Origin of the sequence: Streptomyces camponoticapitis, from assembly GCF_014646115.1 — a bacterium.
Classification (GTDB): Bacteria; Actinomycetota; Actinomycetes; order Streptomycetales; family Streptomycetaceae; genus Streptomyces; species Streptomyces camponoticapitis.
The window spans coordinates 224536-237822 of the sequence record NZ_BMMV01000006.1 but is presented as its reverse complement, the minus strand read 5'-3'; the positions used below and the strand labels follow the sequence as shown (position 1 = coordinate 237822).

The following is a 13287-nucleotide window of genomic DNA, read 5'->3' as shown; positions in this document are numbered from 1 at the left end:
TTCGACGGAGAAGGTGCGCCGCATGACGAAACTCGGCCTTCCGGACAGAATCCAGGCCTGTCTGTTCGACCTCGACGGTGTCATCACCAAGACCGCCGTCGTTCACGCGGCCGCCTGGAAGGAGACGTTCGACGAGTTCCTGCGGGAGCGCGGCGACGGGGAATTCCGCCCCTTCGACGCCGTCGCGGACTACAACAAATTCGTCGACGGTCTTCCCCGGGCCGACGGGGTACGGGCCTTTCTCGGCTCGCGCGGAATCCAGCTGCCCAACGGTGAGCCGGACGACCCGCCCGACCGGAACTCCGTCCAGGGACTTGGCAACCGTAAGAACGAACGGCTGCTGAAGAGGATCAGGGCCGGTGGCGTCGAGGCGTACGAGGGTTCGCTGCGCTACATCCGGGCCGTCCGGGCGAGCGGTCTGCGTACCGCCGTGGTCTCCTCCAGCACCAACTGCCGCGACATCCTCCGGGCGATCGACGCGGAAGCGCTCTTCGACGTCCGGATCGACGGGGTCGTCGCGGCGGAGCGCGGCCTGCCCGGCAAGCCCGACCCCGCGCCCTTCCTCGCCGCCGCGCAGGACCTCGGAGTCGAGGCGTCGGCCGCCGCCGTGTTCGAGGACGCGCTGGCGGGCATGGAGGCGGGCCGGTCCGGACACTTCGGATACGTCGTGGGCGTCGACCGGGTGGGCCAGGCCGACGCGCTGCGGGAGCACGGCGGGGACACCGTCGTCACCGACCTGGCCGACCTCGCCGGTCCCGGCGAACTCGACCGCCTCGACGACGGCCGCACGGCGGACCGCGCGGGCCCCGGAGCCGGCCCCGCCCGTACCGCCCGCGCCGGTCAGGAGCCGAAGGCATGATCACTGACTCGATCTTCGCGGTGGAGCCGTGGTCGCTGCGCGAGACGGACCTCGATCTCGACCTGCTGCCGCAGAGCGAATCGGTCTTCGCGCTCTCCAACGGCCATGTCGGCTGGCGCGGCAATCTCGACGAGGGCGAACCGCACGGCCTGCCGGGCTCGTACCTCAACGGCGTCCACGAGCTGCACCCACTGCCGTACGCCGAGGCCGGATACGGCTACCCGGAGTCCGGCCAGACCGTCATCAACATCACCAACGGGAAGATCGTCCGGCTGCTGGTCGACGACGAGCCGTTCGACGTGCGCTACGGGCAGCTGCGTTCCCACGAGCGGGTGCTCGACCTGCGTTCCGGTCTGCTGCACCGTACGTGCGAGTGGACCTCACCGGCCGGCAGTACCGTACGGGTCCGCTCCACCCGGCTGGTGTCCTTCACCCAGCGCGCCGTCGCCGCCGTCTCCTACGAGGTCGAGGCGGTCGACACCGAAGTACGGATCGTGATCCAGTCGGAGCTGGTGGCCAACGAGCAGCTGCCCGGGGCCGACACCGACCCGCGCGCCGCCGTCGCCCTGGAGTCGCCGCTGGAGGCGGAGGAGAACTTCGCGTCCGGGCACCGGCTGCGGCTGGTCCACTGCACCCGCCGCAGCGGTCTGCGCGTCGGGGCGGCGGCGGACCACTTCGTGTACGGGCCCGACACGACCACGACCCAGAGCGAGTCCCACGACGACATCGCACGGGTGACCGTCGCCACGGTGCTGGCTCCGGGGAAGACCCTGCGCCTCGACAAGCTGGTGGCGTTCGGCTGGTCGAGCACCCGGTCGCTGCCGGCGGTGAGCGACCAGGTGGACGCGGCTCTGGCCGGTGCGGCGAGCGTCGGCTGGAAAGGGCTCGCCGAGGAACAGCGCGCGTACCTCGACGACTTCTGGAGGTGCGCCGACGTGGAGGTGGACGGCGACGAGAAGATCCAGCAGGCCGTACGGTTCGCCCTCTTCCATGTACTCCAGGCCGGCGCCCGCGCCGAACAACGAGGCATCCCCGCAAAGGGGTTGACCGGTTCCGGCTACGACGGGCACGCCTTCTGGGACACCGAGGCGTTCGTCCTGCCGCTGCTCACCTTCACCTCACCCGACGCGGTGTCACATGCCCTGCTCTGGCGCCAGAGCACGCTGCCGGCCGCGCGGGAGCGTGCGGCGCAACTCGGTCTGCACGGCGCGACGTTCCCCTGGCGGACCATCGACGGCTCGGAGTGCTCGGCCTACTGGCCGGCCGGCGCCGCGGCCTTCCATGTGAACGCCGGTATCGCCGATGCCGTGGTGGGATATCTGTCGGCCACCCGCGACGAGGAGTTCGAGCGCGACTGCGCCGTCGAACTGCTGGTGGAGACCGCGCGGTTGTGGCGCTCCCTCGGCCACCACGACCCGCACGGCGCCTTTCACATCGACGGTGTCACCGGGCCCGACGAGTACAGCGCCGTCATGGACGACAACACGTACACCAACCTGATGGCCCGGAGGAATCTGCGGGCGGCGGCCGACATCGTGGAGCGTCACGCCGATGTGGCGACCCAACTCGGCGTCGACGAGGAGGAGTCCGCCACCTGGCGGGACGCGGCCGACGCGATGAACATCCCCTACAACGAGGAGCTGCGGGTCCACGAGCAGGACGCCGGATTCACCAGCCACCAGCACTGGGACTTCGAACGCACCAGGCCCGACCAGTACCCGCTGCTGCTCCACTTCCCCTACTTCGACATCTACCGCAAGCAGGTCGTCAAACAGGCGGACCTGGTGCTGGCGATGTACAAGTGCGGCTCGTACTTCGACGACGACCACAAGGCGCGGAACTTCGCCTACTACGAAGCCATCACCGTCCGTGACTCCTCGCTGTCGGCCTGCTGTCAGGCGGTCATGGCCGTGGAGACGGGACATCTGCGCCTCGCCTACGACTATCTGACCGAAGCCGCGCTGATGGACCTGGAGGACCTGGAGCACAACACCCGGGACGGTCTGCACATCGCCTCGCTCGCGGGCGCCTGGACGGCTCTGGTGGCCGGCTTCGGCGGTATGCGGCACAGCCAGGACAGGCTGGACTTCTCGCCGCGGCTGCCGGAGGAGATCAGACGGCTCGCCTTCACGCTGAAGTTCCGGGACCGGCACCTGCACGTCGAGATCACCGCCACGACCGCTACGTACACCACCTCCACCGGCGACCCGCTGAGGATCCACCACTACGGCGAGCCGGTCACCCTGCACGCGGGAGTCGCCGAGGCCCGCACCATCCCGTCCTTCGTCGCACCGCCGACGCCCGAGTACCCGCCGGGGCGCCGGCCCAACGCGGGCGGGCGCCGCCGCTGACCACACGCGACGCGCCCCTTTCGCATGGCCTGGCAAATGGTGTGAAACTGGACAACGGCGAGTGGAATCACGATCCACTCCAGAGGGGATCAGACGCGGTCGCACAGGTCTAATCGATGGTTCCGGCCCCTCGGCTACGCCGAACCGGGCCTGGCTTGCGACGCGGCCACACCCGCCGTGGCGGGCCGAGTGCCTGGGCGCGGCAGTACTGAGGAGTGCTTCCATGGCCAAGGCAGTAGGAATCGATCTCGGTACGACCAACTCGGTGATCGCCGCGTGGGAAGGCGGCGAGGCGTCCGTGCTCCCGAACGCGGAGGGCACCCGCACCACACCGTCCGTGGTCGGCTTCACCGACTCGGGAGAGCGCCTGATCGGGCAACTGGCCCGCCGTCAGGCGATTCTCAACCCCAAGGGCACCATCTACTCGGCCAAGCGCTTCATCGGCCGGCACTACGACGAGATATCCGACGAGGCCAAGGCTGTCGCGTACGACGTCGTCGAGGGCGAGGGCGGTGTCGCCCGTATCGACGTACGGGGCAAGCTGTACGCGCCCGAGGAGATCAGCGCGCTCGTCCTGCGCAAACTCGCCGAGGACGCCGGACGGTCCATGGGCGAGCGGGTCACCGAAGCCGTCATCACCGTGCCCGCCTACTTCAACGACGCGCAGCGCACCGCCACCAAGGACGCCGGCAAGATCGCCGGCCTCGAAGTGCTGCGCATCATCAACGAGCCGACGGCCGCGGCGCTCGCGTACGGGATGGACAAGAAGGAACACGAGACGGTGCTCGTCTTCGACCTCGGCGGCGGCACCTTCGACGTCAGCATCCTGGACGTCGGGGACGGCGTCGTGGAGGTCCGCTCCACCGCCGGTGACAGCCATCTCGGCGGCGACGACTTCGACCGCCGGCTGGTCGACCATCTCGCCGACGCCTTCCAGCGGGACAACGGCATCGACCTGCGGCAGGACCCGCAGGCCCTGCAACGGCTCTTCGAGGCGGCCGAGAAGGCCAAGACGGAGCTCAGCTCGGTCACCCAGACGCAGGTCAGTCTGCCCTTCGTCACCGCCGACGCGTCCGGCCCCAAGCATCTGACCGAGACGGTCATGCGGTCCACGTTCGAGCAGATCACCGCCGACCTCGTGGAGCGCTGTCTCGACCCCGTCCAGCAGGCCCTCGCCGACGCCAAGGTCACCGACCAGGACATCGACGAGGTCATCCTGGTCGGCGGCTCCACCCGTATCCCCGCCGTACAGACCCTGGTCCGCCGGCTCACCGGCGGCAAAGAGCCCAACATGAGCGTCAACCCCGACGAGGTCGTGGCGCTGGGCGCCGCGATCCAGGCAGGTGTCCTCAAGGGCGAGGTCAAGGACGTCCTGCTGCTCGACGTCACGCCGCTCTCCCTCGGGGTCGAGACGCGCGGCGGCGTCATGACGAAGATCATCGAGCGCAACACCACCATCCCCGTCCGGCGCTCCGAGACGTTCTCCACCGCCGCCGACAACCAGCCGGCGGTCGACGTGGTGGTCGTCCAGGGCGAGCGTGAACTGGCCGCCGACAACCGGGTACTGGGCCGGTTCCAGCTCACCGACATCCGCCCCGCGCCCCGGGGTGAGCCACAGATCGAGGTCACCTTCGACATCGACGCCAACGGCATCCTCAACGTCAACGCGAAGGACCAGTCCACCGGCAAGGAACAGTCCATCACCATCAGCGAGGGCTCCAACCTCGACAGGTCCGAGGTCGAACGGATGGTCGACGAGGCCGAACGCAACCGCGGTGAGGATCAGGCACTGCGCGAGGCCGTCGACGCCCGCAACGAACTCGACGCCGCCGCCTACCAGGTGGAGCGGAGCCTCACCGAACTCGGCGACGCCGCGCCCGAACACGAGAAGGCCCGCGCGCAGATGCTGGTCACCGACGCCCATCAGGCGGTCAAGGAGGAGGCGGACCCGGCGAGGGCCAGATCGCTCACCTCCGAACTCCAGCAGGTGCACGCCGCGCTCGCCGCCCGCCGGGCCGGGCCCGGCCCCGGCGCGGACGGCGCCGGACCGGCGGCCGGACAGGGCTCCGAGGACGAATCCGGGTCCGGGTCCGGCAGCGGAGCCGACGACGACGTCATCGACGCCGAATTCAACAAGAGCTGAGCCGCCGCGATGACCATCTCTCCGGAACCTGAGGCCGAGCCCCCCGAGGACAACTCCGCGGGCAGCTGGCCGAACGACCCCGCCGCCCCGAACCGTCCGGTCGAGCCGAAGCCCGGCGCCCCCGGTGCGTCCAACGGTCCCCCTACGCCCGGCGGACCGGGAGCCCCAGGGGATGCGGACCTGGTCCCCGTGGCCGAGCTGGACGAGCTGCGAGACCGCTGGCGACGCGCTCTCGCCGACCTCGACAACCTCCGTAAACGCCAGACGAAGGACCTCGAACGCGAACGGGACTCCGAACGCGCCCGCGTCGCCACCGCCTGGCTCCCCGTGGTGGACAACCTCGAACTCGCCCTGTCCCACACCGAGTCCGGCACCGAATCCCTGATCCAGGGCGTCAAGGCCGTACGCAACCAGGCCGTCGACATCCTCGACCGGCTCGGCTACCCCAGGGACGACGAGACCGGCGTCCCCTTCGACCCGCTCCGGCACGAGGCCGTCACCGTGGTGGAGGACGCCGAGGCCGAGCCCGGAACCGTTGTCCAGTGCCTGCGCCCCGGCTACGGCACCCCCGGCCGCCAGCTGCGCCCGATGGCCGCCGTCGTCAGCAAGCGGCAGGAGTGACCCGCCTATGGCAGTCGACCTCTACGAGGCCCTCGGCGTGCCGCGCACCGCGAGCACCGAGGAGATCCAGCAGGCGTACCGCGCCCGCGCCCGCAAGTACCACCCCGACATCAACAAGGAACCCGGCGCCGAGGAACGCTTCAAGGAGCTGAACGAGGCCTACAGCGTGCTGTCCGATCCCAAGACCCGGGCCCGTTACGACCGCTTCGGCGCGGATTTCCGGAAGATCCCCGAGGACTACGACGAACGCGTGGGGGCGCGAACCGGAGGGGGAGCGGGCACGGGAAGAGCGGGGCGTACCGGACCGGGCTACGGCGGCGGCGACCCCTTCGGCGGCACCGCCGGCGCCGGTGGCTCCGCCGGATCCACGGGTCCGGGCGTCGACTTCGAAGACCTCTTCGGCGGCATCTTCGGCGGTGGGCCGCGGGGCCGCGTGCCCGGCGCCGACCAGGAGACCGAACTGGTGCTCACCGTTGAGGACGCGTACCAGGGCGGCCGGCGCAGTCTCACCCTCTCCGGCCCCGACGGCCGTCGCAGCTACGAGGTGAACATCCCCCGTGGTGTCACCGAGGGACAGCGGATCCGCCTCGCCGGACAGGGTGGCCGGGGCGGCAACAACGCACCGGCGGGCGACCTGTATCTCCGGGTGCGTCTCGCACCGCACGACACCTACCGCGTCGACGGCCGCGACCTCACCGTCCAACTCGCCCTCTCCCCCTGGGAGGCGGCGCTCGGCGCGACCCTTCCCGTCACCACACCGCACGGGACCACCAAGGTGTCCGTCCCGGCCGGTTCCTCCAGCGGGCGCAGGCTGCGGCTCCGCGGCGAGGGACTGCCCAACCCGCGCGGCAAGGACGGCGACCTCTACGCCGAGCTGCGGATCATGGTGCCGCGGCACCTCTCCGACCGTGAGCGCGACCTCTTCGAAGAGCTGGCGGGCGTCTCCGACTTCGACCCGAGGAGGATGCGATGACCCCTCCACCACGCCGCCCGGCGCGCCCTCGGACACGCACCGTCTACGCGTTGGCGCCGCTGCCCGGACTCTCCCTGGAGACCGTCGCCCGCCGCTCGGGCATGCACCCCGACGCCGTCCGCAAGTTCGTCGCCCTCGGTCTGCTGGACGCCCGCCGCGAGGCGTCCGGCCGGCTCCGGTTCGCCGAGAGCGCCCCGCTGGAACTCGCCCGGATGGAACGGCTGAGGGTCGGTCTGTGCCTCAACTACGCCGCGCTGGGCGTGGTGGTGGACCTCCTCGACCGCATCAACCGCCTCGAAACAGCCCTGCGCCGCCGAGACACCAGGAGTGATCAGCCGCCATGGACATGAACCGGCTCACCCAGAAGTCCCAGGAGGCGCTGCAGGACGCCCAGACGGTGGCCGTACGCCTCGGGCAGAACGAGACCGACGGCGAGCATCTGCTCCTCGCGCTCCTGGACCAGCGGGACGGCCTCGTCCCGCGACTGCTGGACCAGGCGGGCACCGACACCGGGGCGCTGCGCACCGCCGTGGAGGCCGACCTCTCCCGCAGGCCGCGCAGCACCGGCCCCGGAGCGGCGCCGGGCCAGGTCTTCGTCACCCAGCGCCTCGGCAGACTGCTGGACACCGCCGAACAGGAGGCGCACCGGCTCAAGGACGAGTACGTCTCCGTCGAGCATCTGGTGCTCGCCCTCGTCGACGAGGGCTCCGCCAGTTCCGCCGGACGGCTTCTGAAGGAGTACGGCCTCACCAAGGAAGCCTTCCTCGCCGCGCTCACCCGGGTCCGCGGCAACCAGCGAGTGACCTCCGCGACCCCCGAAGGGGCCTACGAGGCCCTGGAGAAGTACGGCCGCGACCTGGTCGGCGAGGCACGCGAGGGCACCCTCGACCCGGTGATCGGCCGCGACGCCGAGATCCGCCGCGTCACCCAGATCCTCAGCCGCAAACGGAAGAACAACCCGGTCCTCATCGGCGACCCCGGCGTCGGCAAGACGGCCATCGTCGAAGGACTCGCCCAGCGCATCGTGCGGGGCGACGTCCCCGAAGGGCTGCGAGACAAGACCGTCTTCTCCCTCGACATGGGGTCGCTCGTCGCGGGCGCCAAGTACCGCGGCGAGTTCGAGGAACGACTCAAGGCAGTCCTCGGCGAGGTCAAGGCCGCCGCCGGGCGGATCCTGCTCTTCGTCGACGAACTGCACACCGTGGTCGGCGCGGGAGGCGGCCCGGAGGGGGCCATGGACGCGGGCAACATGCTCAAGCCCATGCTCGCCCGCGGCGAACTCCATATGATCGGCGCCACCACGCTGGACGAGTACCGCAAACGCGTCGAGTCCGACGCCGCGCTCGAACGGCGTTTCCAGCAGGTGCTGGTGGACGAGCCGAGCGTCGAGGACACCGTCTCCATCCTCCGGGGACTGCGCGAGCGCCTGGAGGTCTTCCACGGCGTACGGATCCAGGACACCGCCCTGGTCGCGGCGGCGACGCTCAGCCACCGCTACATCACCGACCGCTTCCTCCCCGACAAGGCCATCGATCTCGTCGACGAGGCCTGCGCCCGGCTGCGCACCGAGATCGACTCCATGCCCGCCGAGCTGGACGAGATCACCCGCCGGGTCACCCGTCTGGAGATCGAGGAGGCCGCGCTCTCCAAGGAGTCGGACGCCGCCAGCGAGGCCCGGCTCACCGAACTCCGCCGTGAACTCGCCGATCTGCGCGGCGAGGCCGACGCCAAGCAGGCGCAGTGGGAAGCCGAACGCCAGGCCATCCGCCGTGTCCAGGACCTGCGTCAGGAACTCGAACAGGTCCGGCGCGACGCGGAGGAGGCCGAACGGAACTACGACCTCGACCGGGCCGCGGAACTGCGCTACGGGCGGCTCACCGAACTCGAACGCCGGCTCGCCTCCGAGGAGGATCAACTCGCCGCCAAACAGGGGGAGACCAGGCTCCTGCGCGAAGTGGTCACCGAGGACGAGATCGCCGAGATCGTGGCCGCCTGGACAGGTATCCCCGTGACCCGGCTCCAGGAGGGCGAACGCGAGAAGCTGCTCCGCCTGGACGAGATACTCCAGGAGCGTGTCATCGGCCAGGACGAGGCCGTCCGGCTGGTCGCCGACGCCATCATCCGGGCCCGGTCCGGCATCCGCGACCCGCGCAGGCCCATCGGGTCCTTCATCTTCCTGGGACCGACCGGAGTGGGAAAGACCGAACTCGCCAAAACCCTCGCGGCCGCGCTCTTCGACTCCGAGGAGAACATGGTCCGTCTCGACATGAGCGAGTACCAGGAGCGGCACACGGTCAGCCGGCTGGTCGGCGCGCCCCCGGGTTACGTCGGATACGAGGAGGGCGGCCAGCTCACCGAGGCCGTACGCCGCAAACCGTACTCCGTCGTCCTGTTCGACGAGATCGAGAAGGCCCACGCCGACGTCTTCAACACCCTCCTGCAGATCCTGGACGACGGCCGCATCACCGACGCCCAGGGCAGGGCGGTCGACTTCCGCAACACGGTGATCATCATGACGTCCAACATCGGGTCGTCCCATCTCCTCGACGGCGCGACCGCCGGCGGCGAGATCAAGCCCGACGCCCGCGATCTCGTGATGGGCGAGCTACGGGCCCACTTCCGCCCCGAATTCCTCAACAGGGTCGACGACATCGTGCTGTTCCAGCCCCTGGGCCTGGAACAGATCGGACGCATCGTGGAGCTTCAGTTCGACGAACTGCGCGGGCGGCTCGCCGAACGCCGGATCAGCGTCGACCTCACCCCAGGGGCCCGTGAACTCATCGCCCACCAGGGCTTCGACCCCGTCTACGGCGCCAGGCCGCTGCGCCGCTACATCTCCCACGAGGTCGAGACCCTCATCGGCCGGGCGCTGCTGCGCGGTGACGTCGAGGACGGCGCGACGATCCTGGTCGACGCCCAGAACGGCGAACTCGTCGTCACGTTCGCCGACAGCAGGCCACGGGAGACCGTGGGACAGGGAGCGTGAACACCATGGAATCGCCCGTCACGGAAGCCGGGACCAAGGAATCGCGGGTCACCGTCTGCCCGCACTGCGGACGCAGGAACCGGGTGCCGGCCGAAGCGGACGGCACCCCGCGCTGCGGCAACTGCCACTACGCGCTTCCCTGGATCGCGGACGCCGCGGACGACGACTTCGCCCGGATCGCCGAACGGCCGGGCCCCTCCGTCCTCGTGGACCTCTGGGCCGTCTGGTGCGGGCCCTGCCGCACGGTCAGCCCCGCCCTGGAACAGGTCGCCCAGGAACTGGCCGGGGAGATCAAGCTCGTCAAGGTGGACATCGACCGGTCGCCCGGGCTCGCCGCCCGGTTCGAGGTCCAGGCGGTGCCCACGCTGCTCCTCATGGACGGCGGGGAGATCATCGCCCGGCAGGCCGGCGCGGCGCCCGCGCCCGCGCTGCGGTCCTGGGTGCGACAGGCCATCGCCGACCGTAAGTCCGTCCGACGGGAAAAGGAGTGAGCACCATGAGCATCGGAGTCGACCCGCATCTCTCCATGGTGCGATCTGTCGAGCCGCTGACCCCGGAGGGCTGTGAGGAGTGCCTGCGGCTGGGCACGCCCTGGGTGCAGCTGCGGCTCTGTCTGACCTGCGGGCACGTCGGTTGCTGCGACTCATCGCCGCTCAGGCACGCTCGTTTCCACGCGCGTGCGGACGGCCATCCGATCGTCGAGCCTTACGTACCGCGCCAGAACTGGCGCTGGTGCTATCTCCACGAGGCACTCGTCTGATGTCCGCCGACGGCGTCCGGGGCGACGAGGTGCCGCCCGACGAGACGGCCGATCTGAACGGCGCCTACCCCCGGCTGAGCCCCGAACAGATCGACATCCTCGACCGGTCCGGCAGCCGCCGCACCTTTGAGGAGGGCGAACGCCTCTTCGTGGAGGGGGAGACCTGCGAGCGGTTCCTGGTGATCCTGCGCGGTTCGGTCGTCGTGGTGAAGGGGCCCGGAAGCCCGGACGAGCGGGAGATCCGGGTCCATGGACCCGGCAGGTTCCTCGGTGAGCTCGGCCTCCTCGAAGGCCGGGCGGCCTTCTACTCCGTGATCGCCCGAGAACCCGGCGAAGTGCTGACGCTCCCCGTGGAGAGTCTGCGCGAACTCGTCGTGCGCGAGCCGGGCTTCGGGGACCTCGTACTCCAGGCACTCCTCGTCCGCCGTGAACAGCACGCCGGCGAGGGCGTCGGTTTCCAGATCATCGGCTCCGGATACTCGGCCGACAGCCGCAGGCTGCGCGAGTTGGCCGCCCGCAACCAGGTGCCGTACCGCTGGACCGATCTGGAACGCGACCCGGGCGCTGACGCGCTCCTGAGCCGTTTCGGCATCACACCCGGGGAGACACCGGTCGTCCTGTGGGGCGGACGGCACATCCTGCGCAACCCCTCGAACGGCGAACTGGCCGCGCTCATCGGTCTGCCCGCGACCGGCGTGCCGCCCGACACCGTGCGCGACCTGCTGGTGGTCGGCGCCGGACCGGCCGGTCTGGCCGCCGCTGTCCACGCCGCGTCCGAGGGACTCACCACGGCGATGGTCGACAGCGTCGCCACCGGCGGTCAGGCCGCCACGTCCGCGCGTATCGAGAACTATCTCGGCTTCCCCACCGGGATCTCGGGTGGCGGGCTGATGGAACGCGCCGTGGTCCAGGCGCGGAAGTTCGGCGCCGCCATCACCGTGCCCGCCGAGGCGATCGCCCTGCGCGAGAGCGACGGCCACTACGTCGTCACCTTCGCCGACGGTACGGAAGCGGCCGGACACCACATCGTCGTGGCCACTGGCGCGCGCTACCGAAGGCTGACCGTCCCCGGCGTCGAGCGTCTCGAAGGCACGAGCGTCTACTACGCCGCCACCCTGGAGGAGGTCCGGCAGCGCGGCAACGATCCGGTCGCCGTGGTCGGCGGCGGCGACTCGGCCGGCCGGGCGGCGCTCTTCCTCGCCGGGTTCGCACCACGTGTCGAACTCCTGGTGCGCGGAGGTGAGTTGGGCGCCTCCATGTCGCGCTACCTGGTGGACCAGATCGAACGCCACCCACGCGTCGAGGTACGTCCGCACACCGAGGTCCGGGAAGCGCACGGACGGAACTCGCTCGAAGGGCTCACGGTGGAGGACAACCGCACCGGGGAGCGGAGCCGTACACAGGTACGGGCGCTCTTCGTCTTCATCGGAGTCAGGCCCCACACGGGCTGGCTCAAGGGCACGCTTCCCCTGGACGGGCGCGGCTTCGTCCTGTCCGGGCCCGACGCCGTCGCGTCGACCAGCCCGGTGCCCCGGCGGTCGCTGACCCCCGCCCCGCTGATGCTGGAGACGACGCTCACCGGGGTGTTCGCCGCCGGCGACGTACGCGGCGGTTCCGTCAAGACCGTGGCATCGGCGGTCGGCGAGGGCGCGATGGCGGTCCGCCTCATCCAGGAACGGCGCGCCCGCGAGGGCTTCGGCACGCCCTGAGGGCGGTTTGCCACCGCGCCCGCCCGGGGTGCTCCACCCGGCCCGATCAGCCCGATCAGCCCGATCAGCCCGTGAAGTCCGGCGCGTAGACCCAGTCCCTGGTGGGGCGGTCCGGTACGTCCACCCTCGGCCCCTCCGCCGAGCCCACCGGGCCGAGCACCGCTGCCAGTGACTTGACCACCTCCGACGCCAGTACCGCCTGGCCCGACGTCGAGAAGTGGATGCGGTCCGCGCTCAGCAGATCAGGCCGCGCGTTGAGGGGGTGGTCCCACATATCGACGAGCACCATGCCGTACTCGGCCGCCAGGCGGAGCGTGATGTCGTTGAGCTTCCGCACCCGCTGGGGGAAGTCGGGGATGGTGGTTACGTCGAACGCCCTGCCCAGCGTGAACGTCGTCAGCCGCGCCCCGGTCCCCGCCGCCAGCTCCAACACCTGCCGCGCCGTGTGCTCGGCGAGGCCGAAGTCGGGCCGCCGCCGGAACAAGTCGTTGGCACCGCAGGAGATATGGAGCAGGTCCGGGCCGAAGGCGACGATCTCGTCCATCTGCCGGTCCAGCGTGTCGGCGGCCGTCGCCCCGATCGTGCCCGTGTTCAGATAGGCCAACTCGGGGTGGACGCGCCGCAGTACGCCGCGGACCCGCTCCGCCCACGGCTCGTTCGCGTAGCCGGGGCTCGGGTCCCCGGTGCCGACGGCCAGGCTGTCGCCGGCCACCGCGAACCGTCGCCACGGAGCACCGGCGAGGAGCTGTGCGGCACGTGCCGGTGAGAGGCAGAAGGGATCGGTCTCTTCGGTGAGGGCCTTTGCCGCAGTCGTCATGACACAAAAGTACGATCGATCGTGCGGATACTGCAAGCGATCGCCGCACCGGAGTGTCGGGCCTCCAT

The 13287-nt window shown here is 70.5% G+C and carries 11 protein-coding genes; 10 read left to right on the top strand and 1 reads right to left on the bottom strand.

Going from position 1 to position 13287, the window contains the following annotated elements; genetic code table 11:
* The first annotated feature begins 22 nt into the window (after positions 1-22).
* The 10 genes from IEY79_RS11770 to IEY79_RS11725 all read left to right on the top strand — a co-directional run bounded on the left by IEY79_RS11770 (position 23) and on the right by IEY79_RS11725 (position 12402).
* Entirely contained in the window at positions 23-859 is an 837-nt protein-coding gene (locus IEY79_RS11770; protein WP_189107350.1) for an HAD family hydrolase, read from the top strand.
* Entirely contained in the window at positions 856-3210 is a 2355-nt protein-coding gene (locus IEY79_RS11765; RefSeq protein ID WP_189107349.1) for a glycoside hydrolase family 65 protein, read from the top strand. Before IEY79_RS11770 ends, IEY79_RS11765 begins: the two co-directional genes overlap by 4 nt.
* A gap of 223 nt (positions 3211-3433) precedes the next feature.
* Positions 3434-5353 (top strand): molecular chaperone DnaK, encoded by a 1920-nt coding sequence (gene dnaK, locus IEY79_RS11760; protein WP_189107348.1) that lies wholly within the window; start codon positions 3434-3436, stop codon positions 5351-5353.
* A 9-nt stretch (positions 5354-5362) separates the two neighbouring features.
* A complete protein-coding gene (locus IEY79_RS11755; RefSeq protein WP_189107347.1) occupies positions 5363-5974 on the top strand; it encodes a nucleotide exchange factor GrpE in 612 nt (203 codons plus the stop codon).
* 7 nt (positions 5975-5981) lie between these two features.
* Positions 5982-6947 carry a DnaJ C-terminal domain-containing protein gene (locus IEY79_RS11750; RefSeq protein WP_189107346.1) on the top strand — a complete coding sequence of 322 codons (966 nt, stop codon included), beginning with the start codon at positions 5982-5984 and terminating at the stop codon, positions 6945-6947.
* Complete coding sequence (locus tag IEY79_RS11745) at positions 6944-7297, top strand: chaperone modulator CbpM (protein WP_189107345.1); 354 nt, start codon at positions 6944-6946, stop codon at positions 7295-7297. Before IEY79_RS11750 ends, IEY79_RS11745 begins: the two co-directional genes overlap by 4 nt.
* Positions 7288-9933, top strand: coding sequence for an ATP-dependent chaperone ClpB (gene clpB, locus IEY79_RS11740; RefSeq protein ID WP_189107344.1), 2646 nt, complete (start codon positions 7288-7290; stop codon positions 9931-9933). The genes IEY79_RS11745 and clpB overlap by 10 nt, the downstream gene beginning before the upstream one ends.
* Positions 9934-9938: 5 nt before the next feature.
* Positions 9939-10424, top strand: a complete 486-nt coding sequence (locus IEY79_RS11735) for a thioredoxin family protein (RefSeq protein ID WP_189107343.1) — start codon at positions 9939-9941, stop codon at positions 10422-10424.
* A gap of 5 nt (positions 10425-10429) precedes the next feature.
* Positions 10430-10693 (top strand): UBP-type zinc finger domain-containing protein, encoded by a 264-nt coding sequence (locus IEY79_RS11730; RefSeq protein WP_189107342.1) that lies wholly within the window; start codon positions 10430-10432, stop codon positions 10691-10693.
* Complete coding sequence (locus tag IEY79_RS11725; RefSeq protein ID WP_189107341.1) at positions 10693-12402, top strand: FAD-dependent oxidoreductase; 1710 nt, start codon at positions 10693-10695, stop codon at positions 12400-12402. The genes IEY79_RS11730 and IEY79_RS11725 overlap by 1 nt, the downstream gene beginning before the upstream one ends.
* 64 nt (positions 12403-12466) lie before the next feature.
* Here the strand turns inward: IEY79_RS11725 and IEY79_RS11720 are convergent, their stop codons facing one another.
* Positions 12467-13219 carry an SGNH/GDSL hydrolase family protein gene (locus tag IEY79_RS11720; RefSeq protein WP_189107340.1) on the bottom strand — a complete coding sequence of 251 codons (753 nt, stop codon included), beginning with the start codon at positions 13217-13219 and terminating at the stop codon, positions 12467-12469.
* Positions 13220-13287 lie beyond the last annotated feature (68 nt).